At 70.6% G+C, this 26251-nt stretch carries 19 protein-coding genes and 1 pseudogene; 11 read left to right on the top strand and 9 right to left on the bottom strand.

Annotated elements, in window-relative coordinates; all coding sequences use genetic code 11:
- Positions 1-3 precede the first annotated feature (3 nt).
- Positions 4-1161 carry an acetyl-CoA C-acetyltransferase gene (locus tag OG289_RS14265; protein WP_327314372.1) on the top strand — a complete coding sequence of 386 codons (1158 nt, stop codon included), beginning with the start codon at positions 4-6 and terminating at the stop codon, positions 1159-1161.
- Between the two features lie 39 nt (positions 1162-1200).
- Here OG289_RS14265 and OG289_RS14260 read toward each other — a convergent pair whose 3' ends face one another.
- From OG289_RS14260 to OG289_RS14245, 4 genes are read right to left on the bottom strand one after another with little or no spacing between them, the layout of a single operon-like run.
- Entirely contained in the window at positions 1201-2250 is a 1050-nt protein-coding gene (locus OG289_RS14260) for an NAD(P)H-dependent flavin oxidoreductase (RefSeq protein WP_327314371.1), read from the bottom strand.
- The gene (locus OG289_RS14255) at positions 2250-2969 is read right to left on the bottom strand and encodes a CoA-transferase subunit beta (protein ID WP_327314370.1); all 720 of its coding nucleotides are present in this window, start codon (positions 2967-2969) and stop codon (positions 2250-2252) included. The genes OG289_RS14260 and OG289_RS14255 overlap by 1 nt, the downstream gene beginning before the upstream one ends.
- A complete protein-coding gene (locus OG289_RS14250; protein WP_327314369.1) occupies positions 2966-3802 on the bottom strand; it encodes a CoA transferase subunit A in 837 nt (278 codons plus the stop codon). Before OG289_RS14250 ends, OG289_RS14255 begins: the two co-directional genes overlap by 4 nt.
- The gene (locus OG289_RS14245) at positions 3803-4555 is read right to left on the bottom strand and encodes an enoyl-CoA hydratase family protein (RefSeq protein WP_327314368.1); all 753 of its coding nucleotides are present in this window, start codon (positions 4553-4555) and stop codon (positions 3803-3805) included.
- Positions 4556-4610: 55 nt separating this feature from the next.
- On the opposite strand from OG289_RS14245, the gene OG289_RS14240 reads away from it, so the two are divergent.
- Both OG289_RS14240 and OG289_RS14235 read left to right on the top strand, forming a co-directional pair.
- Positions 4611-5381, top strand: a complete 771-nt coding sequence (locus tag OG289_RS14240) for an SDR family oxidoreductase (protein WP_327314367.1) — start codon at positions 4611-4613, stop codon at positions 5379-5381.
- 21 nt (positions 5382-5402) lie between these two features.
- Positions 5403-6308, top strand: coding sequence for an SDR family oxidoreductase (locus OG289_RS14235; protein ID WP_327314366.1), 906 nt, complete (start codon positions 5403-5405; stop codon positions 6306-6308).
- 1 nt (position 6309) lies between these two features.
- On the opposite strand, the gene OG289_RS14230 is transcribed toward OG289_RS14235, so the two are convergent.
- The gene (locus tag OG289_RS14230; protein WP_327314365.1) at positions 6310-6783 is read right to left on the bottom strand and encodes a MarR family winged helix-turn-helix transcriptional regulator; all 474 of its coding nucleotides are present in this window, start codon (positions 6781-6783) and stop codon (positions 6310-6312) included.
- A gap of 148 nt (positions 6784-6931) precedes the next feature.
- Here OG289_RS14230 and OG289_RS14225 point away from each other — a divergent pair, with 148 nt between their 5' ends.
- Entirely contained in the window at positions 6932-8365 is a 1434-nt protein-coding gene (locus OG289_RS14225) for an MFS transporter (RefSeq protein ID WP_327314364.1), read from the top strand.
- A 19-nt stretch (positions 8366-8384) separates the two neighbouring features.
- On the opposite strand, the gene OG289_RS14220 is transcribed toward OG289_RS14225, so the two are convergent.
- Positions 8385-9278 (bottom strand): hypothetical protein, encoded by an 894-nt coding sequence (locus tag OG289_RS14220; protein WP_327314363.1) that lies wholly within the window; start codon positions 9276-9278, stop codon positions 8385-8387.
- 78 nt (positions 9279-9356) lie between these two features.
- Between OG289_RS14220 and OG289_RS14215 the strand changes: the two genes are divergently transcribed.
- The 3 genes and pseudogenes from OG289_RS14215 (at position 9357) to OG289_RS14205 (ending at position 16067) form a co-directional block, all read left to right on the top strand.
- On the top strand, positions 9357-9716 hold the full coding sequence (locus OG289_RS14215; protein WP_327314362.1) for a chorismate mutase: 360 nt from the start codon (positions 9357-9359) through the stop codon (positions 9714-9716).
- Positions 9717-9884: 168 nt separating this feature from the next.
- Positions 9885-12374: an aminopeptidase N gene (pepN, locus tag OG289_RS14210; protein WP_327314361.1), complete on the top strand. Its 2490-nt coding sequence runs from the start codon at positions 9885-9887 to the stop codon at positions 12372-12374.
- Between the two features lie 718 nt (positions 12375-13092).
- A pseudogene (locus OG289_RS14205) lies at positions 13093-16067 on the top strand (Tn3 family transposase).
- Positions 16068-16132: 65 nt separating this feature from the next.
- Here OG289_RS14205 and OG289_RS14200 read toward each other — a convergent pair.
- A complete protein-coding gene (locus OG289_RS14200; RefSeq protein ID WP_327314360.1) occupies positions 16133-17359 on the bottom strand; it encodes a serine hydrolase domain-containing protein in 1227 nt (408 codons plus the stop codon).
- 288 nt (positions 17360-17647) lie between these two features.
- Here OG289_RS14200 and OG289_RS14195 point away from each other — a divergent pair, with 288 nt between their 5' ends.
- Positions 17648-18424, top strand: coding sequence for a MerR family transcriptional regulator (locus OG289_RS14195; RefSeq protein ID WP_327314359.1), 777 nt, complete (start codon positions 17648-17650; stop codon positions 18422-18424).
- A 24-nt stretch (positions 18425-18448) separates the two neighbouring features.
- Here the strand turns inward: OG289_RS14195 and OG289_RS14190 are convergent, their stop codons facing one another.
- Entirely contained in the window at positions 18449-19414 is a 966-nt protein-coding gene (locus OG289_RS14190) for a tyrosine-type recombinase/integrase (RefSeq protein WP_327314358.1), read from the bottom strand.
- 464 nt (positions 19415-19878) lie between these two features.
- Between OG289_RS14190 and OG289_RS14185 the strand changes: the two genes are divergently transcribed.
- Entirely contained in the window at positions 19879-21291 is a 1413-nt protein-coding gene (locus tag OG289_RS14185) for a pyridoxal phosphate-dependent decarboxylase family protein (protein WP_327314357.1), read from the top strand.
- Complete coding sequence (locus tag OG289_RS14180; protein ID WP_327314356.1) at positions 21288-22796, top strand: lysine N(6)-hydroxylase/L-ornithine N(5)-oxygenase family protein; 1509 nt, start codon at positions 21288-21290, stop codon at positions 22794-22796. The genes OG289_RS14185 and OG289_RS14180 overlap by 4 nt, the downstream gene beginning before the upstream one ends.
- A 712-nt stretch (positions 22797-23508) precedes the next feature.
- Here OG289_RS14180 and OG289_RS14175 read toward each other — a convergent pair.
- Positions 23509-25314, bottom strand: coding sequence for a bifunctional metallophosphatase/5'-nucleotidase (locus tag OG289_RS14175; RefSeq protein ID WP_327314355.1), 1806 nt, complete (start codon positions 25312-25314; stop codon positions 23509-23511).
- Positions 25315-25463: 149 nt separating this feature from the next.
- Here OG289_RS14175 and OG289_RS14170 point away from each other — a divergent pair, with 149 nt between their 5' ends.
- Complete coding sequence (locus OG289_RS14170; protein WP_327314354.1) at positions 25464-26165, top strand: SIMPL domain-containing protein; 702 nt, start codon at positions 25464-25466, stop codon at positions 26163-26165.
- The last annotated feature ends 86 nt before the right edge of the window (positions 26166-26251 follow it).

The raw sequence follows: 26251 nt of genomic DNA, 5'->3' as shown, positions 1-26251 counted from the left end.
GCCATGGCCGAGGCCTACATCGTCGAAGCGGTCCGCACGCCCGTGGGGCGGCGCGGGGGAGGGCTCGCCGGAGTGCATCCGGCGGACCTCGGCGCCCATGTGCTCAAGGAACTGATCGCGCGTGCGGGCATCGACCCGGCGGCCGTGGAGGACGTCGTCTTCGGCTGCCTGGACGCGGTCGGGCCGCAGGCCGGGGACATCGCGCGGACCTGCTGGCTGGCCGCCGGGCTGCCCGAGGAAGTGCCGGGCGTGACCGTGGACCGGCAGTGCGGCTCCTCGCAGCAGGCCGTGCACTTCGCCGCGCAGGGCGTGCTGTCCGGGACGCAGGACCTGGTGGTCGCGGGCGGCGTGCAGAACATGTCGCAGATCCCCATCGCCTACGCCACCCGGCAGGCCGCCGAGCCCCTCGGCTTCACCCAGGGCCCCTTCGCGGGCAGCGAGGGCTGGCGGGCGCGGTACGGGGACCGGCCCGTGAACCAGTTCGCCGGCGCCGAGATGATCGCCGCCAAGTGGGGCATCAGCCGGCAGGACCAGGAGGAGTTCGCGCTGCGCTCGCACCGGCGGGCGGTGCGCGCGATCGACGAGGGCCGGTTCGCGCGGGAGACCGTGGCGTACGGGGCCGTCACCGCCGACGAGGGACCGCGCCGGGACACCTCCCTGGAGAAGATGGCCGGGCTGAAGCCGGTCATCGACGGCGGCACCGTCACCGCCGCCTGCTCCTCGCAGGTCTCCGACGGCGCGGCGGCCATGCTGCTGGCCTCGGAGCGGGCGGTACGTGAGCACGGGCTGACGCCCAGGGCGCGGGTGCACCACCTGTCCGTGCGCGGCGAGGACCCCATCCGCATGCTGACGGCGCCGATCCCGGCCACCGCACACGCCCTGAAGAAGACCGGCCTGTCGATCCACGACATCGACCTCGTCGAGATCAACGAGGCGTTCGCGCCCGTCGTCCTGGCCTGGCTGAAGGAGACCGGCGCCGACCCGGAGAAGGTCAACGTCAACGGCGGCGCGATCGCCCTCGGCCACCCGCTCGGCGCGACCGGCGTGAAGCTGATGACGACCCTGCTGCACGAACTGGAGCGCACCGGCGGCCGGTTCGGGCTGCAAACGATGTGCGAGGGCGGGGGCCAGGCCAACGTGACGGTCATCGAGAGGCTGTGACGGTCACCGAGAGGCTGTGACGTCGAGAGGCGGTGACGGTCACCGAGAGGCGGTGAGCCGCTCCCGGACCTGATCCGCCTCCTTCATGATCCGCTCCACCAGCTCCGCGCACGACGGCAGGTCGTCGATCACCCCGGCGACCTGCCCGGACGCCATGACTCCCAGATCCGTACGGCCCTCCACCATCGCGGATCTGAGCAGCATCGGGGTGTTCGCCGCGAGCAGCACCTGGCTCCAGGTCAGGTCCTTGCCGTGCCGCATCGCGAGCCCGTCGCGCACCAGCCGGCGCCAGGTCAGGCCCGACAGCTTCCGGAAGCCCGCCGCCCGGCGGACCGCGTGCAGCAGGGCCTTCGCGCGGGTGGAGTGCTCCAGCGAGGCCACCAGGTCCGTACGGAGCATGCGGTGCGGCAGTCCGTCGACCGCCCGCGTCACCGTCACGTCCTTCACCGTCGCCGCCAGGTACCGCGCCTTCACCGCGTCCGGCACCGTCGAATCCGACGTCAGCAGGAACCGCGTCCCCATGGCCACGCCCGCCGCCCCGTACGCCAGCGCCGCGACCAGCCCCCGCCCGTCGAAGAAGCCGCCCGCCGCCACGACCGGGATGTCCACGGCGTCCACCACCTGCGGCAGCAGGACCGTGGTCGCCACCTCGCCGGTGTGTCCGCCGCCCTCGCCGCCCTGCACGACCACCGCGTCCGCGCCCCACGCCGCGACCTTCTCGGCGTGCCGGCGGGCGCCGACCGAGGGGATGACGACGACACCCGCCTCCTTGAGCTCGGCGATCAGCTCGCGGGAGGGGGCCAGCGCGAAGGACGCGACCCGCACCCCCTCGTCGAGGATGATCCGCACCCGGTCGCCGGCGTCCGCCGCGTCCGCGCGGAGATTGACCCCGAACGGCGCGTCGGTACGGGACCTGACCTCCCGTACGGCCTCCCGCAGCCCGTCGACGGTCATCGTCGCCGAGCCCAGGACGCCCAGCGCCCCCGCGTTCGCCGTCGCCGACACCAGGCGCGGCCCCGCCACCCACCCCATCCCGGTCTGCACGATCGGATGGCGGACCCCGACCAGCCGGGTGAGTGCCGTCTCCATCAGGCGGCGACCTCCCGCGCGCGGGCGGTCCCCGGATCGAGCACCTCGCGGATCAACCGGAGCTCCTCCTCGGACGGTTCACGGGTGTACGGCACCTCGTCCGGGATCACGAGGTCGAAGCCGGTCGCCTCCCGGACCTGCCCGACGCTCACCCCCGGATGCAGCGAGGCCAGCCGCATGGCGTGGTCGGGCGTGGCGAAGTCGAAGACGCCGAGGTCGGAGACGACGCGCGGGATGCGGTGATGGCGTGCGCCGGCCGCGTGGTCGTACCCGACCCCGCACACCATGTCGACCTTCTCGACGAAGACCCGCCGGGAGTGCTTCGGGATCCAGTAACTGGTCGGGTTGTTGAGCGTGTTGACCGGCGCCCCGCGCACCCCGAGCAACTGCCGCGTTGGCTGCGCCCAGTCGCCGATGCAGGAGATGTTCTGGTTGCCGTACCGGTCGATCTGACTCGCGCCCATCATCACGTGCCGCCGGCCCCCGGTGACCAGCTCCAGGTGCTTGCGGTACGGCAGCCAGCCCTCTGCGGTGCCGTCCGGCCGGACGATCGTCGCCTCGCCGTCGGTGAGCAGCAGGTCCGGCGCGAACGTGAGCCGGGCCAGCCGGGCGCCGACGGCAGGGATCAGACCCATCGGGCTCGCCAGGATCTCGCCCCCGTCCCGCCAGGCCTCGGCACAGGCGACGACGCAGTACTCGGCACGGGTGACGTCACTCATACGTCCTCCTCCACGGCCGCCCGGTAGTCCCGCTCGTCCCCGGCCAGACAGCGCGCCGCGAACTCCGGCCAGGGCGTGCTCGCGTACCGCTTCTGGAACGCCTCGTCCCGGCCGTAGTCGGGGGCGCAGGACGTGAAGTGCGCACCGCCCGGGGCTTCCACGACCCCCGTCACCACATGCCGCCCGACCAGCAGGGTCTGCGGCCCCGACGCCTTTGTCAGCTCGGCCGTGTCGACGATCTGTTCGCAGGACAGGTACGCCGTGTCCGCCGCCTCGCAGAAGAGGTCGTCGAAGTAGGGATCCGGGCCCAGGTACTGTCCGTTGCCCAGCCGGTCGGCCCGGTTGACGTGCACCAGCGCCGCGTCCAGCCGCAGGGCAGGCATCGCGACGAACGTCTCCTGGTCGTCGTACGGCGAAGTCACCGTCCGCAGGCCCGGGTTGACCCGCATCACGTCCGAGCCGATCCCCGCCCGCACCGGCAGGAACGGCAGCCGGTTCGCGGCGGCGCGCAGCCCCCACATGAACATCGCCTCGTCGATCTCCGTCAGCTCGAAGGCCCCGCGCTCGCGGGCCGCGCGGTAGTGCGGTTCGAGGGGGATGGAGTCGAGGGTGACGAAGGCGGCGACCAGCTTGCGGATCCGCCCGGCCGCCGCCAGCATGCCGACGTCCGGGCCACCGTACGAGACGACGGTGAGGTCGGTGACCTCCGACCGCAGCAGTGCCCTGACCAGGGCCATCGGCTTGCGGCGCGAGCCCCAGCCGCCGATGCCGAGGGTCATGCCGCTGCGCAGCCGGGACACGACCTCCTCGGCGGTCATCGTCTTGTCGCCCACCTAAGCCCCCTCGTTCCCTTCCTTGCCGAACGTGTCCCGGACCCGGTCGGCCACCCCGCCGACGCTCGCCTCGTAGGTGAAGCCCTGCTCGAAGCGGTAGCTGCGGCGCACGTCGACCGGGTCGATGCCGTTGATGGCCGCCTTGGCCAGCCGCAGCAGCTCGCCGTCCTTGGCGGCGATCTCCCGCGCCACCCCCAGGGCCGTGGCGCGCAGTTCCTCGCGCGGCACCACCCGCCACACCGAGCCGTGCGTGTGCAGCTCGGCCGCCGTGACCGTGCGCGAGGTGTAGTAGAGGGCGCGCATCAGATGCTGGGGGACCAGCCGGGCCAGGTGGGTGGCCGCGCCGAGCGCACCGCGGTCCAGCTCGGGCAGCCCGAACACGGCGTCCTCGCCGGCCACGATCACGTCCGCGTTGCCGACGAGTCCGACGCCGCCGCCCAGGCAGTGGCCCTGCACGGCCGCGACCACGGGCGTCTCGCACTCGTACACCGCGGCGAACGCCTCGAAGCAGCCGCGGTTGGCGCCCACCAGCGCGCCCGGGCCCTGCGCCTGCAACTCCTTGATGTCCACGCCGGCGTTGAACCCCCGCCCCTCGGCGGTCAGCACGACACACCGCACCTGCGGGTCGCGGCCCGCCGCGCGCACCGCGTCGGCCAGCGCGAACCAGCCGCTCACCGGCAGCGCGTTGACCGGCGGGACGTCAACCGTGACAAGAGAAATCCCCTTTTCGGGGGACGAGGTGGAGACACCCATGGAAGCATCAGCTACCTTTCCACCAAACGTTTGTTAGGTGGAAAGGTAGCAGCGAATGGAGCTGGACGGGAAGGTCGCCGTCGTCACCGGTGGCACCCGCGGAGTGGGCGCGGGGATCGCGCGCTCCCTCGTGCGCGCGGGCGCCGAGGTCGTGGTCTGCGCCCGCCGACCGCCCGAAGCCCCGGTCGACAAGACCGAGTTCGTGCCCCTGGACGTACGGGACGCCGGCGCCGTACGGCGCTTCTTCGCCGAGCTGCCCCGGCTCGACGTCCTCGTCAACAACGCGGGCGGCGCCCCCTACCGCCCGCTCGCGCACGCCGACGCCGAGCGGCACGCGCGGGTGATCGAACTCAACCTCCTCGCGCCGCTGACCGTGTCCCTCGCCGCCTACGACCACCTCAGGCGCGCGGGAGGCTCGGTCGTGATGATCGGCAGCGTCAGCGGCAGCCGCCCCTCGCCCGGCTCGGCAGCCTACGGCGCGGCCAAGGCGGGGCTGGAGAACCTCGCGCGGTCCATGGCCGTGGAGTGGGCCCCGCGGGTGCGCGTGAACACCCTGGTCGTCGGCATGGTCCACACCGAGCTGACCCACCTCCACTACGGAGGCGAGGACGGCGTCGAGGCCGTCGCCCGCACCGTCCCGCTCGGCCGGCTCGCGCGCCCCGCCGACGTGGGCGCGGCGGCCGTCTTCCTCGCCTCCGACGCGGCCGCCTACATCAGCGGGGCGAGCCTGCTCGTGCACGGGGGAGGGGAGCGGCCCGCGTTCCTCGACGTCGCGACCGCCAACAAGGAGACGTCAGAAGGCCTGAGAAGGCCAAAGAAGGCCTGAGCGGACGTGAGGAGACCTGGGATGAGCGGAATCTGCGACGGGCGGGTCGTCGTCGTCACCGGCGCGGGACGCGGCCTCGGGCGCGCGCACGCGCTCGCGTTCGCCGCGGAGGGGGCGCGCGTCGTCGTCAACGACCTGGGGGTGGGCCTGGACGGGACCTCGGACGCCGACAGCCCGGCCGCACGCGTGGCCGAGGAGATCCGTACGGCGGGCGGCGAGGCCGTCGCGCACGGCGGGGACGTCGCCACGCCCGAGGGCGCCGCGTCCCTCGTGGCGACCGCCCTGGAGACGTACGGCCGGCTCGACACCCTCGTCAACAATGCCGGCTTCCTGCGCGACCGGATGCTGGTCAACCTGGACGAGGACGACTGGGACGCTGTCCTGCGCGTCCACCTCAAGGGCCACTTCCTCACCTTGAAGCACGCCGCCGGGCACTGGCGGGCCGAGGCCAAGGCGGGCCGCACGCCGCTCGCCCGGATCGTCAACACCAGCAGCGGGGCCGGGCTGCTGGGCTCGGTCGGGCAGGGCAACTACAGCGCGGCGAAGGCCGGGATCCTCGCGCTCACCCTGGTCGCGGCGGCCGAACTCGCCCGCTACGGCGTCCAGGTCAACGCCATCGCGCCCGCCGCCCGCACCCGGATGACGGAACGGACCTTCGCCGAGACGATGGCCGCCCCGGAAACCGGTTTTGACGCCATGGCCCCCGAAAACGTCTCCCCGCTCGTCGTCTGGCTCGGCTCCGCGCACAGCGAGGGCGTCACCGGCCGCGTCTTCGAGGCGGAGGCGGGCCGGATCACCGTCATGGACGGCTGGCGCCCCGGCCCCACCGCCGACAAGGGCGCGCGCTGGGACCCGACGGAGGCGGGGACCGTCGTACGCAAGCTCCTGGCCGAGGCGGAGCCGCCGGGGGCGGTGTACGGGGCGTAGGTCACTCGGTCAGTCGGGCCGTGGCCTTCCGCTGTGCCTCGGTCATCACGGCGAGGAAACGGTTGACGGTCTCCAGTTCCTCCGCGCCGAACTCCTCGCACGCCTCGGTGATGTCGCGTGCCCAGTCCTCGAAGAACACCGCGAGCTCGGCGATCTTCGTCTCGTTGAGCTCGACGAGCACGCGCCGCTTGTCCGTGGGGTGCTTGACCCTGCGGACGAAGCCCTTGGCCTCCAGCCGGTCGAGCATGCCGGTCACGGAGGCGGGGGCCAGGCCGGTCAGCTCCGCCAGGTCTTTCGCGGTGAGCGGGCCCTGCCGTTGGAGGAAGTCGAGAGTCTTCTCCTCTGTGGCGTTCAGCCCCTGCTTCGCCGCGATCGCCGAGTGGAACATCACCGTGACCGCGCTGTGCCGGCGGCCCACGGCCATGAGGCGATCGAGAGCGGCGGCCCGTCGTGTGTCGTCTCCGGTCTCTGCCATGCCTCCAGGGTAAACGAATATTTCGTTCGGTCGAACTAAGTACTTGCGGCCGGCGAGTTGTCGGTGCAAGTATTTCGTTCGGTCGAACGAAATAAATCCCGGGGCCGCCCACCACGCCCGCCCATCGCACCGCCCACTGGAGACACCCATGACCACCGCCCTCACCCCACCCCCGCCCGCCACCACGGACCCCCACCCGCGCCGCTGGGCCGCCGCCGCCGTCATGATGATCGCGGCGCTGATGGACCTCCTCGACACGACCATCGTGAACGTCGCGATCCCCTCCATCGGCAGCGATCTGCACGCATCCGCGAGCGACCTGCAGTGGACGGTCTCCGCCTACCTGCTCGGCTTCGCGGCGGCCCTGATCGTCTCCGGCCACCTCGGCGACCGCCTCGGCCGCCGCACCCTCTTCCTCACCGGCACGGCAGGCTTCGGACTGGCCGGCCTCGTCTGCGGGATCGCCCAGACACCCGGACAGCTGATCGCCGCACGCGCCCTCCAGGGCGTCCTCGCCGCCGTACTCGTCCCCCAGGTGATCGGCTCCTTCCGCACCCTCTTCCAGGGCAAGGAACGCGGCGCCGCCTTCGGGATGTACGGCGCCGTCGCCGGATTCGCCTCAGCCGTCGGGCTGCTACTGGGCGGGGTACTCACGGACGCCGACCTGTTCGGCTGGGGCTGGCGGTCGGTGTTCCTGGTCAACGTGCCGGTCGCCGCGATCACCCTCGTCGCCGGAGCGGTCCTGGTGCCCGCCACCAGGGAACGCTCGGCGGGACGTCCCGACGCGCTCGGCAGCCTCGTCCTGGCCGGCGGGCTGGTCGCGATCGTGCTGCCCCTGGTCCAGGGGCGGGAGAACGGCTGGCCGCTGTGGGGCTGGATCTGCCTGACCGCCGGCGTGCTCGCGGTCACCGGCCTCGGCGTGCTCGAGGCGCACCGACGCAACCCGGCCACGGTCCCGCTGCTCCCGTCCCGCGCCTTCCGGCTCCCGGCGTTCTCCGTCGGCGTCCTGGTCCAGCTGCTCTTCTCGCTCGCCATGCAGGGCTTCTTCCTCGTCTTCGCCGTCTGGCTGCAGGCCGGCGAGGGGTACACGCCGATGCAGGCCGGCCTGCTGACCGTCGCCTTCTCCGTCGGCGGCTTCCTCACCGCACCCGCCGCCGACTCCCTCGCCGTGCGCTACGGACGGCTCGTCCTCGGCGCCGGGGCACTGCTCATGGCAGGCGGCTACGCCTGGGTGTGGGCCGCCGTCGACGGCGCCTCCGACACGCACACCGGCGCCTGGCCGCTGGCACCCGGCCTGGTCGTAGCAGGCGCGGGCCTCGGCTTCCTGGTGGTGCCCCTGGTGAACGTCGTCCTGTCCGCCGTACCCGCCGACCTCGCCGGCGGCGCCTCCGGGATCTTCTCCACCGCCCAGCAGTTCGGCGGCGCGCTCGGCGCGGCCGTGGTCGGCACGGTGTTCTTCGGCCACGCCGACGACGGCCTGACCAAGGCACTGGGGGCGGCGATGCCGTGGGTGACCGCCGGATTCGTGGTGTGCGCGGGGCTGTGCGCACTCCTGCCGCGCACAGCCACCTCTCACGACTGACCTACATGCCCCACTCGACCTACGTGTCGCACTCCAGCACCGTCCTGCACAACCCGCACCGCGCCCGAACCCTCCCCTTCACCGGCACCCTGATCCGCTGGTGGCAGGTCGGGCACGGGAACGTCACCCGCAGCGGCCCCGGCGGGTCCGGGGCGAACGCGTACGCGGTGTCCGCGGCCGCCGCGGACCGATGGTCCTGCGCGTGCCGGCGGTCGCGGACGTAACGGCGCCGGCCCGCCCAGCCCGCCGCCGTCAGCGGAGGCTGCCGCTCGTCATGCCGGGCCCGCTCCATGCCCCGCCCGTACGCCGTGTACGCCTGCGCACTGGTGAACCACACCGACGGATCCTCGCCGAACACCAACGACCGCTTCGCCAGCACGTACCCGAACTCCTCCGGCGTCAGATACCCCAGCTTCTGTGAGGACGCCCCGTCCTCCCGGTACGCGTCCAGAAGCAGCCAGCCCGCCCCCAGATACGTCGCCGCCGTGTCCGTCAGGATCTCGTTGTCCCGCGTGCCGGGGAACGACAGGCCCACGCGATGCAGGTAGACGTGCATGATCTCGTGCGCCAGAGCCGCGCCGATGTCCCGCCGATGCCTACGGAACCGGTCGTTCAGCTCGATGAAGTACTCCGGTCCCGCGGTGAGTTCGACGTTCGCCGCGTGCTGCATCTCCCGGAAGGCGACGATCATCCTGGCATCCGGCAACCGGTAGTGCCGCACCAGCTCACGGGCCACCCGCTGCGCCCCCAGATGCAGATCGTCGGTGTCGCAGAACGCCACGTCAGCCGGGGGCACACTGGTGGCGAACTGGTGGACGGTGTCGTACGACAACCGCCGGTACAACGCCGTGACGGCCGCCCGCACCGTCTCCAGATGCGGATAACCATGCTGGACCGGTCCGCCGTCGGCCACGCCCGCACCCCCAAGACGCCGTGCACCCCAGTACCCGGTTCCACTGTACGAGGACACGGCGCACTAGGGTGAACGCCCATGACCACCAGCAACACCCCCGGCCCCGGACCCGGCGACGTCGACCCCGCCGTCCGCGAGGAGCTCGCCCGGCTGCGCGACAGCATCGACAACATCGACGCGGCCGTCGTCCACATGCTCGCCGAACGCTTCAAGGCCACCCAGCAGGTCGGCCACCTCAAGGCCCGCCACCAGCTGCCGCCCGCCGACCAGGCCCGCGAGGCCCGCCAGATCGCCCGCCTGCGCACCCTCGCCGAGAACGCCAAACTCGACCCCGCGTTCGCCGAGAAGTTCCTCACCTTCATCATCGCCGAGGTGATCCGCCACCACGAGCGCATCGCCGAGGACACCGTCAACGGCACCGCCGCCTCGCCGAACTGACCCACCGGGCGTGCCCGCAGCGGGCACCGTGCGTGAGACGCCGGGCACGCCCCGTCAGTCGACCCCGGCCCACGGGCGACCCGACAGCGCTCCGGCGCGAGAAGGGACATAGGGCGCGTACCGATCCGCCCCTGTGCCCGGCCTGCGGTATCAGGCAGCATGTCGTGCATGTCCGTACTGACGCGCGACGAAGCGCTAAGCCGTGCCAAGCTCCTCGACGTCCACCGCTACACCATCGAGCTCGACCTGACGACCGGCGACGAGACCTTCGAGTCCGTCACCGTCATCCGGTTCGCCGCGCGCGCCAACGGGGACACCTTCGTCGAGGTCAGGCCCGACACACTGCACTCCGTCACCCTCGACGGTGAGCCCCTCGACCCGCAGACCCTGGACGACAACCGGCTCTCCCTGAAGCACCTCACCGCCGGCGACCACGAACTGCGTGTCCGGGCGAGCATGCGCTACTCCCGCACCGGCGAGGGCATGCACCGCTTCACCGACCCCACCGACGGCGAGACCTACCTCTACACCCAGCTCTTCATGGACGACGTCCAGCGCGTCTTCGCCGCCTTCGACCAGCCCGACCTCAAGGCCGTCTTCGACCTCACCGTCAAGGCCCCCGAAGAGTGGACCGTCCTCGCCAACGGCATCACCGAACACCTCGGCGAGGGCCGCTGGCAGGCCGCCCCCACCCCGCTGATCTCCACCTACCTCGTCGCCGTCGCCGCCGGACCCTGGCACTCCGTGCGCACCGAACACAGCGGCCTGCCCTTCGGCATCCACTGCCGCCGCTCGCTCGCCCCCCACCTCGACGCAGACGCCGACGAACTCCTCGAGATCACCCGGCAGTGCTACGACCGCTACCACGAGAAGTTCGAGGAGCCCTACCCCTTCGACTCCTACGACCAGGCGTTCGTCCCCGAGTTCAACGCCGGCGCCATGGAGAACCCCGGCCTCGTCACCTTCCGCGACGAATTCGTCTACCGCTCCGCCGTCACCGACACCGAACGCCAGACCCGCGCCATGGTCATCGCCCACGAGATGGCCCACATGTGGTTCGGCGACCTCGTCACCCTCCAGTGGTGGGACGACATCTGGCTCAACGAGTCCTTCGCCGAGTACATGGGCTACCAGACCCTCACCGAAGCCACCCGCTTCACCGACACCTGGACCGACTTCGGCGTCGTCCGCAAGGCCTGGGGCTACGACGCCGACCAGCGCCCCACCACCCACCCCGTCGCCCCCGAGAACGTCGACGACACCGCCTCCGCCCTCCTCAACTTCGACGGCATCTCCTACGCCAAGGGCGCCTCCGCGCTGCGCCAGCTGGTGACCTGGCTCGGCGAGAAGGACTTCCTCGCCGGCATCAACACCCACTTCGCCCGCCACCGCTTCGCCAACGCCACCCTCGCCGACTTCATCGACTCCCTCGCCGCCCACACCGACCGCGACGTCCACGCCTGGGCCGACGCCTGGCTGCGCACCACCGGCGTCGACACCCTCACCCCCACCCTCAACGGCTCCAACGGCGACCACACCCTCACCGTCGTGCACAAGGGCAGCCGCCCCCACCGCGTCGCCGTCGGCCTCTACGACCTCGACCTCGGCGATGACGGCCGGCTCACCCTGCGCGAACGCCTCGAAGTCGACATCCCGCAAAGCGCACCCCAGCCCATCGGCAAGCGCCCCGCCCTGCTCCTCCTCAACGACGGCGACCTCACCTACACCAAGATCCGCTTCGACCCCGCCTCCTTCGAAACCCTCCGCACCGGCCTGTCCGGACTGCCCGACCCGCTCACCCGCGCCGTCGTCTGGAACGCCCTGCGCGACGCCGTCCGCGACGGCGAACTCGCCCCCACCGCCTACCTCGAGGCCGCCCGCGCCCACCTCCCGCAGGAAACCGACCTCGCCCTCGCCCAAGGCGTCCTCGCCTTCGCCTCCGCCCAGGTCGCAGGCCGCTACCTCACCCCCGAACAGCGCCCCGCCGCCCTCGCCACCCTCTCCGCCCTCTGCCGCGACCTCATCCGCCGCACCGAGGACGGCGACCACCCCGGCCTGCGCCTCATCGCCGTACGCCACTTCATCGACGTCGCCGCCCACCCCGACACCATCGCCGCCTGGCTCGCCGACGGCACCGTCCCCGGCGGACCCGAGCTCGACCCCGACCTGCGCTGGCGCGTCCTGGCCCGGCTCGCCGTCCTCGGCGCCACCGACGAGACCGCCATCGCCGCCGAACTCGACCGCGACCCCTCCGCCACCGGCCGGGAAGGCGCCGCCCGCTGCCGCGCCGCCCTCCCCGACGCGGAGGCCAAGCGCACCGCCTGGGCCGCCATGTTCGAGGGCGACGACCTCTCCAACTACCTCTTCACCGCCACCGCCCAGGGCTTCTGGCAGCCCGAACAGGCCGACCTCGTCAGCGCATACGTCCCCCGCTTCTACCAGGACGCCGTCGCCGTCGCCGCCCGCCGCGGCCCCGCCATCGCCGACGCCGCAGGACGCTGGGCCTTCCCCGCCCACGCCGTCGACCCCGACACCCTGCGCCTGGGCGAGGAGTGCCTCACGGACGCCGACCCCACCCCGGCCCTGCGCCGCAAGCTCGCCGACCAACTCGACGACCTGACACGGGCGTTGCGCGTACGAGAGGCGCGACAGGCCTGAGCACCGGCCTGGACCGACCCACGGTCACAGTCCTCACGGCGGGCCGACCACCAACTCGGCCCGCCGTACAACCCCTTCACGCGGTCCCGCCCGCCGATTGCCGACGCGCTCTTCATGCGGTTCCGTCCGTCGATTGCCGACGTCCCGTTCATGCGGTCCCGCCCGTCGATTGCCGACGTCCTCTTCACGCGGTCCCGTCCGTCGATTGCCGACGTCCCCGGCACCCGGCCCGCCCACCTCCTCCCAGGCGAACCCCAACCGACGCAGGAAACGTTCCCCCGCCACCCAGCCCGGCGGAACGGTCGCCGTCACCCGCCACACCCCACCGCCCGCGCCAGCAACTCCCCGGCCACCGCCCGCCCCAGCCCACACCCCCGCACCCCTGGCGTCAGCAGAAACATCCCCACCGCCACCTCACCACGCCCCGGATGATCCCGCACGGCGTCCACCACACCGACCGCACCCCCCTCCCGCTCCACCGCCAGCACCACCTTGGCCTCCACGGCTGCCCCTCCGGCAGCGCGTAGAACAGGCTCTGCACATCACCCGGCCCCGACGGCAGACCCGTCGCCGCCACGAACCAGTCCTCGGGGGTTGAGGAACATCGGAACGAAAACCGGCGCTAAGCCCTGGTGGTGCTCAGGGAGGCTTTGACCTGGTCTTCTGTGGCAGCGGAACCTTCGGCAGTCGTTGTTGATCGACTGTTTGGAGGTCCGGGGTGACGGTCGGGTTTTTGACGGATGAGCAGGCTGCCGCGTATGCGGCGTTTCGCGGGGCGCCTTCCCGCACGGAGCTGGAGCGTTTCTTCTTCCTGGACGACGCGGACCGGGAGCTGATCGAGGGCAAGCGGCGGTCCCATAACCGCCTGGGCTTCGCGCTACAGCTGACGACCGCGCGGTATCTGGGGGTGTTCCTTGATGACCCCACGGACGCGCCGGCGGAGGTCGTCGACTACCTCGCCGAGCAGCTCGACATCGGCGATGCGTCGGTGCTGAAGGCATACGGAGAGCGGGAGAACACCCGCCTGGAGCACGTACGCGAGCTGCGGCGGGTCCTGGAATACAAAGAGTTCGCCGAGGCGGAGGCCGACCTGCGGACATGGGTGGACGCGCGGGCCTGGACGACTGGCGAGGGCCCGAAGGCCCTGTTCGACGCGGCGGTCGGCCAGCTGCGTGAGCGCCGCGTGCTGCTGCCCGGCGTGACGACGCTGACCAGGTTGGTCGCCTCGGTGCGGGAGACGGCGAACCAGCGGCTGTGGGACACCCTGCACGGGATGTTGAGCGTCGGCCAGCGGGCGGTGCTGGACTCTTTGTTGACCGTGCCGTCTGGCGCGCGGGTCTCGGAGCTGGACCGGCTGCGCCGGGGTCCGGTGCGGGTATCTGGACCGCAGATGAAGTGGGCGCTGGACCGGGCCGAGGAGATCGCCGACCTGGACATGCGCGCCCTGGATGTGTCGGGGATACCGCCGCGCCGTCTGGCGGAGCTGTCGCGGTACGGAGTGGACGGCAAGGCGTCACTCCTCAAGCGGCACGGCGACTCGCGCCGTCTGGCGACGCTGCTGGCCAAGGCCGAGCGGGAGACGGTCAAGGAGAAGATCAAGACGCTGCCGAGGGTGGAGCGGGCCGGGGCGAAGCTGGCGACCGCGTTCCAGGTCATCTTCGACACCACGAGCGAGCAGGTCGACACCGACACCGGGGAGGTCAGCCCGCCGAAGGTGGAGACGCTCACGGCGATGTGGGAGCGGATCGAGGCGGTGGTGCCGCGCGCGGAGCTGGCCGCCGCGATCACCGCGCTGTTCGAGCTGACCCCGCCGCTCGACTCCGATGCGGACGAGGCGTGGCGGGCGATGCTGGTGGGCCGGTTCGGCACGGTGCGGCCGTTCCTCAAGCTCTTGGTCAAGGTCGTCGACTTCGGCGCCACCCCGGAAGGGCTGCCGGTGCTGACCGCGCTGAAGTCGCTGCCGGACCTGATGGGCCGCAAGAGAGTCGGCCCGCAGGAGATTGACACAGACCTGCTTGTCGGTTCCTGGCGGCGCCTGGTCCTTTCGGCGCCGCACCTGGAGCCGGGCACGGTGGACTGGAAGGCGTACACGTTCTGCATCCTGGAGCAGTTCCACCGGATGCTGCGCCGGCGGGAGGTGTTCGCGAAGAACTCCTCCAGGTGGGGCGATCCGAGGGCGAAGCTGCTGGCCGGGGCGGCGTGGGAGCAGGCCAAGCCCACCGTGCTGGCCTCGCTGAACCTGCCCGCCGGGGCGAGCGAGCACCTGACCGCGCGGGCCGCGCTGCTGGACGGGACGTATCGCGAGGTCACAGGGCGGCTGCCGGACAACGCGCAGATCGTCTTCGACGACGACGGACGGCTGCACTTCGCCGCCTTGGAGCCGGAGCCCGAACCCGCCTCGCTGCTCGATCTGCGGGCCGCGGTGAACGCGATGCTGCCCCGGGTCGATCTGCCCGAGGTACTGCTGGAGGTGTTCTCCTGGACCGGCGCTGACCAGGCGTTCACCTCGGTCACCGGTGGCGAGGCCCGTCTCAAGGAGCTGCCGGTGACGATCGCGGCATTGTTGGCGCGCACGGCTGCAATGTCGGCTACACCCCGGTCATCGGCGGCGTCGACGCGCTGAAGTACGGGCGGCTCTCCCACGTCGACCAGACGTATCTGCGGCTCGCCACCTACCGGGCCGCGAACGCCACGCTGATCGAGCACCAGGCGGCCATCCCGCTCGCGAGCGCGTGGGGCGGCGGGCTGGTCGCCTCGGTCGACGGGATGCGGTTCGTCGTCCCCGTGCCCAGCGTGTACGCGCGGCCGAACCCGAAGTACTTCGGGCGCCGGGGCGGTACCACCTGGCTCAACATGATCAATGACCAGGCGGCCGGGCTCGGCGGGAAGGTCGTGGCCGGCACCCCGCGCGACTCGCTGTACGTGCTGGACGTGCTCTACGACCGCGACGGCGCCAAGCGCCCGGAGACGATCGTCACGGATACCGCCTCGTACTCCGACATCGTGTTCGGGCTCCTGACCCTGGCCGGGTTCGCGTATGCGCCCCAGCTTGCGGACCTGCCGGACCAGAAGATGTGGCGCATCGACCGCGCCGCCGACCATGGCGCCTTCCAGGACGCGGCCCGCGGCCGGGTCGACCTTGCCCGGATCGAGCGGCACTGGGAGGACATCCTGCGGATCATCGGCTCCATCCATACCGGTGCCGTCCGCGCCTATGACGTGATTCGGATGCTGTCCCGGGACGGCCGCCCCACCCCGCTCGGCGACGCGATCGCGCACTACGGGCGGATCGCCAAGACCCTGCACATCCTGCGCCTGGCCGACGAGCCCGGCTACCGCAGGCAGATCAAGGTGCAGGCCAACCTCCAGGAAGGCCGCCACGCTCTCGCCCGGAAGATCTTCCACGGCAGGGCCGGACAGCTCTACCAGCGCTACCAGGACGGCATGGAGGACCAGATCGGCGCGCTCGGCCTGGTTCTCAATGCCCTGGTGCTCTTCAACACGAGGTACATGGACGCCGCCGTCACTCAGCTGCGCGCGGACGGATTCAATGTCCGCGACGAGGACGTGGCCCGCCTCTCCCCGTTCGTCCGCCACCACATCAACATGCTCGGCCGGTATTCCTTCCAACTCCCCGACCTGCCCGGGGACCTGCGTCCGTTGCGGGAGCCAGACGCTACCGACGAGGAATGACGCCCGGGGCCAGCACCGGGCTCTTGTCTCTCACCCCAGCCGCAAAGTAACGGTCGAGCTCGTTGTCAGTCGATGGCCTGGTAGAGCGTGGTCCAGAAGTCGTTCATGGCACGCGGAGAATCCGGGGTGGACAGTCCGACCTGGGTGAGCAGGACTCCGGTAAGCTGGTTGGTCCTGTCTGCGTAGGCGGTGGTGCCGGTACCGCCGAACCAGCCGAACTGGCCGAGGGGCGCGTAGTCGCCGCGATAGGTGCGCACCGCCATCCCGAAGCCCCAGCCGCCATTCGCCCCCTGGCCGGACGACAGGTGGGCGACGTTGCTGAACATGGCGTCCCGGGCAGCTAGTTGCTCGGGCGAGAGACGGTTGGTGGTCATCAGCTCTACGGCGGCCCGAGACAAGATCCGTTCACTCCCGTGCATCCCGTGGTTCAGCAGCATCTGGAAGTAGGCGTGGTAGTCGTCGGCGGTGGAGACCAGCCCGCCGCCGGCGCCCTGGAACGCGGGAGGCACGCTGGACCTTCCCCCTGCCGCCTCGTCCCACACGATGAACTCGCCGGTCTGCGGGTCGGGCCCGTACAGGGGCGGGAGTCGGTCGATCTTGTCGGCGGGCACGTGGAAGGCGGTGTCCTTCATCCCCAGCGGATCGAGGATGCGTTCGCGCAGGAAATTCTCCAACGACTTTCCCGCGACCCTGGAGACAAGTACACCGACTACCTCGTTGCTGAGGTCGTACTGCCACCGCACTCCGGGCTGGTACTGCAGCGGCAGCTCGCCGAGGCGGCGCATCCACTCGTCCGGCTCGGGCGCCGGCCCGGATGCCACGCTGTAGTCGAGACGCTCGAAGGTCGCGGCCCTGATCGGGGAAGCCATCGACTCGAAGTCCACTCCGAGCCCGAACGTGGAGGTCAGCAGGTCCCGTACGGTGATCGGCCGCTGTGCCGGCACGGTGTCGTCCAGCGGTCCGTCGGGCCGCTTCAACACCTGCCGGTCAGCGAGTTCGGGCAGCCACTGATCCACCGGGTCGTCCAGCCGCAGCCGACACTCGTCCAGCAGGATCATCGCCGCCGCCATCGTGACCGGTTTGGACGTGGACGCCATCCGGAAGATCGTGTCCCGGCGCATCGGCGAGCCACCGTCATGACGCATCGTCCCGATCGCTTCGACGTGTGTCTGGCCGCCGCGGCTGACCAAGGCGACAAGGCCGGGAATCTTCTTGGACTCGACGTGCCGTGCCAGCACCTCGCGCAGTCGGCGCAGCCCTCCGTGGGAGAAGCCGCTGTTGCTTGTTCCCATGATGAATCTCCTGTTCACAGTGTTAGTTCTCACGGCGGCCTGGTGGCTGCCTGGCCCTTCGAGCGGCCATGTGAAGAGCCTGCACCCTTGACCCAAGGTCAAGGTCAACCCCCTATCGCGATCAAGGGGTGACCGGCACCGATCGCAGGCGTCCCGGTCCTCCTCGGCGGCAGGGGGGATGGGCTGGAACTGGTGCGCGCTATCCTCGCCCCTGTGATCGTCCGGACTTCCCGACCGACGCGGTTCGCGAGACCGCAGCCGCCCACGATCTGGAGGTGCGCTGACCCGATGGCAGACGGGCTCACGATCGGTCAGGCAGCGGCGTTCGTCGGTGTCACGATCAAGACCGTGCGGCACTACCACCGGCTCGGCCTGGTCGCCGAGCCGGAACGCGACGGTTCCGGCTACCGCCGTTACCGATCGGGCGAGCTGTTCCGGCTGGTCCAGGTCCGGACCCTGGCCGCGGCCGGCGTGCCGCTGGCCGAGATCGGTGACCTGCTCGACGCCGGTCCCAAGACGTTCGCCGCCACCCTGGACGACATCCATCACCAGCTCACCGAGCGGATCGAAGACCTGATCGCGCGCCGTGACAGGCTGCACCGCCTCGACCATGGCGACCGGGCCCTGCTGCCCGACCGGGCCTGCGCGGTCTTGGACCGACTCGCCGAACTCGGCTTCAATCCCGACTACGTGGTTGGTCAACGGGAGGCTCTGGTGCTGGCCCGGGCGCTGGTCCCGGAGATCTTCGACACCTTCCTGACCCGGCTTGAACATTTGCTTGACGATCCCGAGTCCGTCGAGCTGACCAAGCGCGGTTGGGATGCGAGGGCCTGGGATCCGGACGATCCGCGGATCGAGGAGCTGGCGTCCACACTGGCTGACAAGCTGCTGACCAACCGCGCGCTGCTGGCGATGCCGAGCGGGTTTCGGAGCCAGTCCGACGCCGCCTCCCGGTACGGAATGGTCAACCACCACCGGGAGGACCAGTCACCGTCCATCGCCCGGTTGAACACGCTGGTCGAGGCGAACCTGCGCGCAGCCGGCATCGCCGTTCCGAGTCAGTGACGGCCGCCGTACCGGTCCTCCGCCTCAGCCCGGCGCGAGCAGGCTGGTGACTTCGGCGATCGCTTCCGGGGAAGGGTGGAAGTACTTCCGTACGTTCTCCGCCTTCTTGTGCCGGGACTTCGCCATCAGCATGAGCAGACTCGCCCCGCCCTCACCAAGATGGGTCAGACCGGAGTGCCGCCACTCATGCAGATCCCAGCCCGTGCCCGGCTCACCGCCGAGGGCAGTGTGCTCGTCCAGCAGCATCCGGGCCTGCCCGTACGAGAGACGCGCGAGCCCGGTGTCCGGGCAGATGTCCCGCGGGTTGACGACCTTGCCGGGGCCGGGCTTGCGGTGGGTGACGAACACCGGGCCGCGCGTACGTCCCTTGAGCAGTCTGGGCAACAGCCGGGCAGTACCAGCGTCCCAGTAGACCGTCTCCAGGACGAAGTCCTTGCGGACAGCGCCGCGGCGACGCGTACGAGGACGGGCGCCTTTGGCTTTCACCGGGGCCCGGCGCCCGGCGAGGTCCAGCTCCTCGATGTTGACGCCCAGGATCTCCTCCGCCCGGGCAGTGGTCTCGTAGAGCATCCGCCACAGCGTCTTCTCCCGCAGGTGCACCTCCCGCCGCGCGATCAGCCGGTCGATCGCCATCTTCGAGCGGGCCGGGGTTTCGGAGTCCGGTGGGGTGAGCCGCTTCGCCCAGGCAGGGACCGCCGGGCCGTCGTACCCGCGCTCATCGCACCAACCCAGCCACGAGAGCACCGACGCACGCCGGGCGTTCCAGGTGTTCACCGCAGAGCTGCCCCACAGCAGTTCCAGGATCTCGCCGATCTCGTCGTCCGCGACGGACGCAAGCGGTCGGCCCTCACCGAGCCGCTCGGCGGTCTTGCCCACCCCGATACCGTAGTTGCGGACCGTGTTCGGGTTACCGAGCGAGTCGAGGAAGGCGTCGGCCGCCGTACGGACGGTCAGCACCTTCCCGGCGGGCAGTTGTACGACGGCTGGCACCCCTTCCCCCTTGCCGCAGATAACGGGGCCGCTTCACGCACGGCCTGGCGGCTGTTCCCGCAGGTCGCGATCAGCCTTCCCGCAGATAATAGGGCGTTATCTGCGGGACGACTTCAGATGGGTCCCGCCGTCGACGCTCCGTCAGCCACCCACCAGGGCCGATCGAGGCTTTAGCGCCGGTTATCGTTCCGATGTTCCTCAACCCCCTCCTCGCACTCCGCGAACAGCCCCAGCAGCGCCGCCTCGTCCCCCGGCCCCGGCTCACGCACCACCACCGGCCGGCCATCCGGCCCCTCGAACGTCCACGCGTCACTCATCCCACCGACGCCAGGCCGCGCCCACCCCGCCCGGGAGTACCCCCTTTCGGGTTCCGATCAGTGGGCTTTTCGGGCGCGTCGGCGTAATCCCCGACAAGCTGGAACTCCCCGCTGCGGACATCCGCCCCGCGCCCCGGAGGAGTCCCCGTGAGCATCCCGCCCCTCGCCTCAGGCCCCGAAGGCCCCGACGCGCTACGGCCGTTGCTCGCAGCCGTCCTCGACGCGCTCGACGCCGGCGCCCGCGCCCGCGGCGGACCACTACCCGCGGGCGGACCGGACGCTGTCGCCGCACGCGTACGGGACGCGGTGGGAGACGTCCTCCCCGAACACGGCGACCGCGACGCCCTGCCCACCCTCGTCCACGCACTCGCCGAAGGCGCCGCCGACCCCGCCGACCCCCTCTGCGTCGCCCACCTGCACTGCCCACCCCTCGCCGTCGCCACCGCCGCCGACCTCGCCGCCTGTGCCCTCAACCCCTCCCTCGACTCCTGGGACCAAGCCCCCGCCGCCTCCGAACTGGAGGCCCTGGTCACCCGAGCACTCGCCACCGAGGTCTACGGCCATACCCGGCAACCCCAACCAGCAGCATCGGCCACGGCCACGCAGACCGGTACGCCCGACGCCCTCGTCACCACCGGCGGCACCGAAGCCAACCACCTCGCCCTCCTCCTCGCCCGCGAAACCCACGGCCCCACCCTCCGCCTCGTCTGCGGAACCAACGCCCACCACTCCCTGCCCCGCGCCGCCTGGCTCCTCGGCCTCCCCGAACCCCTCGTCATCCCCACACCCACCGGCACCCTCGACCCCACCGCCCTCCACCACGCCCTCACCACCCATCCCGGCCCCCACCTCGTCGCCGCCACCGCCGGCACCACCGACGCCGGACTCATCGACCCCCTCCCCGCCATCGCCGCCCTCACCACCACCCATGGCGCCCGCCTCCACATCGACGCCGCCTACGGAGGCGGCCTGCTCTTCAGCGACCGCCACCGCCCCCGACTCACCGGCCTCCACAACGCCCACACCATCGCCCTCGACCTGCACAAACTCGGCTGGCAACCGGTCGCCGCCGGCCTCCTCGCCGTCCGCGACACCCACGACCTCACCGCCCTCCACCACCACGCCGACTACCTCAACGCCGACGACGACACCGAAGCCGGCCTCCCCGACCTCCTCGGCCGCTCCCTGCGCACCACCCGCCGCCCCGACACCCTCAAGATCGCCGTCACCCTCAAAACCCTCGGCCGCACCGGCCTCGGCGCCCTCGTCGACCAGGTCTGCGCCCGCGCCCACCAGTTCGCCGACCTCGTCACCGCACACCCCGGCCTCGAACTCCACGCCCCACCCACCATCAGCACCGTCCTCTTCCGCCCCACGGACGCCACCGACACCACCGTCGCCGAAATACGCCGCCGCCTCCTCACCGACGGCAGCGCCGTCCTCGGCCGGGCCCGACTCGACGGCCGACTCTGGCTGAAAGCCACCCTCCTCAACCCCCACACCCGGCCCGACGACCTGACCGCCCTCCTGGAACTGGTGGAAGGAAACACCCCCGCATGACCACGCCCCCGCACCCCCACAGGCCCCCGCACCCCCACACACCCCCGCACCCCCACACACCCCCGCACCCCCACACACCCCCGCACCCCCACACGCCCCCACCCCCCACCACCGACGCCCCCCGCGACCTCGTCGGCATCGGCATCGGCCCCTCCAACCTCTCCCTCGCCGCCCTCGCCCGCCCCCTCGCCGAACTCGACGCCGTCTTCTACGAACAACGCCCCCGCTTCGACTGGCACCCCGGCCTCCTCATCGACAGCGCCCGCATCCAGGTCCCCTTCCTCGCCGACCTCGTCACCCTCGCCGACCCCACCAGCCCCTGGACCTTCCTCAACTACCTCAAAACCCACGAACGCCTCTACCCCTTCTACTTCGCCGAGCGCTTCCACACCCACCGCGCCGAATACGACACCTACTGCCGCTGGGTCGCCGACAACCTCCCCGGCCTCCACTTCCGCCACCACGCCGACGCCGTCCGCTGGAACCCCGAACGCGACCTCTTCGAAGTCGACTTCACCCAACTCGACACCGACGGCGAAGCCGAAGCCCTCGGCCGCACCTACACCAGGAACATCGTCCTCGGCATCGGCACCGAACCCCACATCCCCGACGCCCTACGCCCCCTCGCCGACGCCCCCGGCGTCCCCGTCATCCACGCCACCGACTACCTCACCCACCGCGACACCCTCCTCACCGCCGGCCACATCACCGTCGTCGGCTCCGGACAGTCCGGCGCCGAAGTCTTCCTCGACCTCCTGCGCCACCGCCCCACCGGCCACGAACAACTCCACTGGATCGGCCGCACCGACGCCTTCGCCCCCATGGAGTACTCCAAACTCGGCCTCGAACACTTCACCCCCGACTACACCCGCTACTTCCACGCCCTCCCCGAAAACACCCGCGACCGCGCCATCGGCGCCCAATGGCAACTCCACAAAGGCATCGACGCCGACACCCTCGCCGCCATCCACGACGAGCTCTACCGCCGCACCCTGCACGGCGGCTGGCCCGACACCGTCCTCACCCCCGGCGTCCACGTCCGCACCGCAGGCCGCATCGCCACCACCACAATCGAACTCCACCTCGAACACATCCAGCAGAACACCCGCACCCGCCTCACCACCAACGCCGTCGTCCTCGCCACCGGCCACCGCGAACGCCCCCTCGAACCCCTCCTCACCGGCCTCGACCCCTACATCCGCCGCGACAACAGCGAACGCCCCCGCATCGACGAACACTTCCGCCTCGTCCTCGACCCCTCCGTCACCGCCACCGGCTGCAACGTCTACGTCCAGAACGCCGAACGCCACACCCACGGCGTAGGCGCCCCCGACCTCGGCCTCGCCGCCTGGCGCAGCGCCACCATCCTCAACACCCTCACCACCAAGGAGACCTACCCCCTCCCCACCCGAACCGCCTTCACCACCTTCGGACTCGAACCACGACACCGGGCCCCCCAGGCCAGGCAGGCACCGACCCTCACCCCCCTCGTCGAACAACGGTAGAGACAGACGGAAGAAACCGGGCGATGATCACGTCGTCGCCCGGCATGACCACCACATGGATCGCCGCCCACCGCTCCGCCGTCATCAGCCCCCACGAGGACTTCGCCCTCTGGGAGTCCCACGGCTTCACCGACCAGACCCTCCGCCTGGCCGGCGGAGGCGAAGCCCTACGCATACGGCTCAGCAACCGCTACGGCAAAGATCCCCTGGAGATCGGCGGCGCCCACATCGCCCTGCGCACCAAAGGCAGCGACATCGACCCCGCAAGCGACACACCCCTGCGCTTCACGGGCGCCCCCACCCTCACCATCCCCGCCGGACACGAAGCCACCAGCGACCCCCTCGCACTGCCCGTACACGCAGGGGAAGAACTCAGCGTCAGCCTCTGCCTCCCCGGAGACACCGGCCCGACCACCTTCTCCGCCGTCCCCTACGACACCGGCCACGCAGCCCCCGGCAACCAGCTCTCCGCCCCCACCCCGACCGACGCCGAGGAGTTCGGCACCGGCCACCTCCTCACCGGCGTCGACGTCCTCGCCCCCCCCCGCCGGCACCCGCATCGCCGTCGCCGCCACCGTCGCGGACCCGGACCAACCCGACCGGATCCACGACGACTTCAACGCAGGCGACGGCCTCCACGCCAACGACGCCGGCGCCAAAGCCCTCGCCGACGCCGCGGACGTCACCCTGCTGAACCTCCAGAACCGCCCCCTCAGAAAACGGGAGCACCGTCCCGCGTCAGCCTCCAGTCCACCGACGCGAAGTCCTTCGGGTCCAGCACACCCTTCGCCGTCACCCACTCCGAAATCCGCGTACGGATCTCCGTCGACTCCGACCACAACTCCTGCGCCGACGCCACATGCGGGAACGCCCCACCACCATTGGCCCGATAGTTGTTCACCGCCAAAACGAACTGCTGCGCATCGTCCAACGCCACACCGTTGTACGTCAGGTTCTTGATCCGCGAACCCACCGCCTGCGCGATATCGATCTCATACGCCAGACCCGACACATAGTCGTAGTTGTAGTCCGGCCGATTGTTCGCGTTAGTCAGCTTCTCCGTGTCGACCACCACATCCGCCGCCGTCTGCACGAAATACTGCGCCGAGTACTCCAGATACGCCCGGATCTGCGCCCCCGTCAGCAACTTCGCCACCAACGTGTTGTCATACACGTACAGGCTCGACAGATCACGGATCGTCACCTCCCCGGCCGGAATCTCCGACGTCCGCGAGAACGGCGAAGCCTGCGCGATCACCGGCAACGACGCATACGACGAACCCGCCAGCGCCGCCTTGACCACGTCCTCCTGCACCTTGGTGATCAGGTCGATGATCGGAGCGTCCTTGTACCGCGCCTCGACCGTCGTCAACGTCTCCGTCGCCGTACCGACCACCTGGTTGACATACTCCACGACCTTCGCGTGCTCATCACCCAACAGCTTCGTGATCTTCGGATCGTCCGCCACCGAGTTGGAGTTCAACACCTTCGACGAAACGGACTCGACGACCCACTTCCCCTTCTGGAACACCAGCTCCACGTCGAACACCGACAGCCGCTCCGCATAGGCCAGCGGCTCCGACAACACGACCGCCTTACCCGTCTTCGCGTTCGTGACCCTCAGCTCGGGAATCTCCACATGCGCGTGCCCCACCAGAATCGCGTCGATGTCCGGCACCTGCTGCGCCACCAACGCCGCCGAGTTCTCCACATACGGCAACTGGTCACCGTACGACGAGGTGCCGGACGAGCCGGAGTGCGCCGACACGATCACGACATCCGCACCCAGCGACTTCAGCTTCGGCACCCACTTCGCCGCCTGCTCCTCCAGACCCGGAAACGCCAGCTTGCCCTGCACATACGCCTTGTCCCAGATCGCGATACCCGGGTTCGTCAACCCCAGAACCGCCACCTTGACCGGCGGCGCACCCTTCACACAGAACGTCTTGATGACATAGGGAGGAAAGGCCGGCCTCAACGTCTTCGCGTCCACCGCGTTCGCCCCCAACAGAGGGAAACGCAACTGCGACTCGAACTTCCGCAGCGTCTCGATGCCGTAGTTGAACTCGTGGTTGCCCAGCGCCGCCGCGTCATACCCGATCGCGTTCATCGCCTGCGCCATCGGATGCACCGGACCACCCTTGGCGGTGATCGGATCCACCTTCGCGTAGTAGTACGTCAGCGGCGTGCCCTGAATCGTGTCGCCCGCATCCAGCAGCAGCGTGTTCTCGCGCCCCTTCTCCTCACGGATCCGGTTCACCAGCGTCGAGATACGCGCCAGCCCCTGCGCGTTGCCCGCGGCGTCCTTGTACTCCGCGTCCTTGAAGTAGTCCCAGTTGAAGACATGACCGTGCAGGTCCGTCGTCCCCATCACCGTCAGCGCATACCGCCTCGGCTGCCCGACCGGCTTCCCCGCCTCCGCGGCCTGCGCCGACGGAGCCGCAGCCGCGCCCGCGATCGCCACCCCCGCCCCGGTCACGGCGGACTTCTTCAGGAACTTCCGGCGATTCAACGGCATGTCTCGTACTCCTCGGGGAATGGTCAACGACGCGCGTAGATTCTGACCCGTCCATGACCGACGGCAACAGGTCCAGGAGGTTGCGATCTGATGACCAGAACGGTCAACTCAGGCCCCTGAACAGGGAAAGCCATGACAAGCTGGGACGTATGACCTCCCCGCAGAATCCCCCATACGGCACCCCCGACACCCCCCTCCTCACAGTCCGCGGCGAGGCCGAACTCGAAGTCGACCCCGAGATCGCCCGCATCGGCGTCACCGTCACCGCCCGCGGCAAAGACCGCCGCACCACCCTCGACGACCTCACCCACCGCAACGCGACGGTCCTCGAACTCCTGAAGTCGTACGGCGACGCCGTCGAGAACCTGTCGACCGGCGCGGTGTCCCTCACCCCCGAACTCGGCCAACGCGGCCGCGGCGAACGCGTCCGCACCTACCACGGCACCGTCCACCTCACCGCCGAACTCACCGACTTCACCGCCCTCGGCGAACTCACCACCCGCCTCGCCGACCTCGACCTCACCGGCGTCGACGGCCCCTCATGGGCCCTGCGCACCGACTCACCGGCGTACCGCCAGGCCCGACAACAGGCCGTACAGGACGCCGTGCAGCGGGCGAAGGAGTACGCGCAGGCCCTGGGCACCACGGTCGCCGCACTGATCGAACTGGCCGACACCGGCACAGGAGCCTCCGGCCTACGCCCCCAAGCCGCCTACGGCGGACGCATGACCCGATCGGCCGTCATGGCGAAAGGAGAACCCGCACCCGACCCCCTCGACCTGGAACCCCAGCGCATGCAGATCCGCGCCGAAGTGAGCGCACAGTTCACGATGAACCCGCCCACCCTGTGAATTCCATGCATTCACCCATTCGAGAAAATGCTCATCGGAGCGGAGGCGTGCACAATTTATTAGTTGTCAACAACCCTTCACGCAAA

The organism is Streptomyces sp. NBC_01235 (assembly GCF_035989285.1).
GTDB lineage: Bacteria > Actinomycetota > Actinomycetes > Streptomycetales > Streptomycetaceae > Streptomyces.
This window is presented reverse-complemented; position numbering and strand designations above follow the sequence as displayed.

Bases quoted from the DNA above. Each gene is read 5' to 3' on its own strand.
- OG289_RS14265 (WP_327314372.1), top strand. From the start codon at position 4: ATGGCCGAGGCCTACATCGTCGAAGCGGTCCGCACGCCCGTGGGGCGG.
- OG289_RS14260 (WP_327314371.1), bottom strand. From the start codon at position 2,250: ATGGAGACGGCACTCACCCGGCTGGTCGGGGTCCGCCATCCGATCGTG.
- OG289_RS14255 (WP_327314370.1), bottom strand. From the start codon at position 2,969: ATGAGTGACGTCACCCGTGCCGAGTACTGCGTCGTCGCCTGTGCCGAG.
- OG289_RS14245 (WP_327314368.1), bottom strand. From the start codon at position 4,555: ATGGGTGTCTCCACCTCGTCCCCCGAAAAGGGGATTTCTCTTGTCACG.
- OG289_RS14240 (WP_327314367.1), top strand. From the start codon at position 4,611: ATGGAGCTGGACGGGAAGGTCGCCGTCGTCACCGGTGGCACCCGCGGA.
- OG289_RS14235 (WP_327314366.1), top strand. From the start codon at position 5,403: ATGAGCGGAATCTGCGACGGGCGGGTCGTCGTCGTCACCGGCGCGGGA.
- OG289_RS14230 (WP_327314365.1), bottom strand. From the start codon at position 6,783: ATGGCAGAGACCGGAGACGACACACGACGGGCCGCCGCTCTCGATCGC.
- OG289_RS14225 (WP_327314364.1), top strand. From the start codon at position 6,932: ATGACCACCGCCCTCACCCCACCCCCGCCCGCCACCACGGACCCCCAC.
- OG289_RS14215 (WP_327314362.1), top strand. From the start codon at position 9,357: ATGACCACCAGCAACACCCCCGGCCCCGGACCCGGCGACGTCGACCCC.
- pepN (WP_327314361.1), top strand. From the start codon at position 9,885: ATGTCCGTACTGACGCGCGACGAAGCGCTAAGCCGTGCCAAGCTCCTC.
- OG289_RS14200 (WP_327314360.1), bottom strand. From the start codon at position 17,359: ATGGGAACAAGCAACAGCGGCTTCTCCCACGGAGGGCTGCGCCGACTG.
- OG289_RS14195 (WP_327314359.1), top strand. From the start codon at position 17,648: ATGGCAGACGGGCTCACGATCGGTCAGGCAGCGGCGTTCGTCGGTGTC.
- OG289_RS14180 (WP_327314356.1), top strand. From the start codon at position 21,288: ATGACCACGCCCCCGCACCCCCACAGGCCCCCGCACCCCCACACACCC.
- OG289_RS14175 (WP_327314355.1), bottom strand. From the start codon at position 25,314: ATGCCGTTGAATCGCCGGAAGTTCCTGAAGAAGTCCGCCGTGACCGGG.
- OG289_RS14170 (WP_327314354.1), top strand. From the start codon at position 25,464: ATGACCTCCCCGCAGAATCCCCCATACGGCACCCCCGACACCCCCCTC.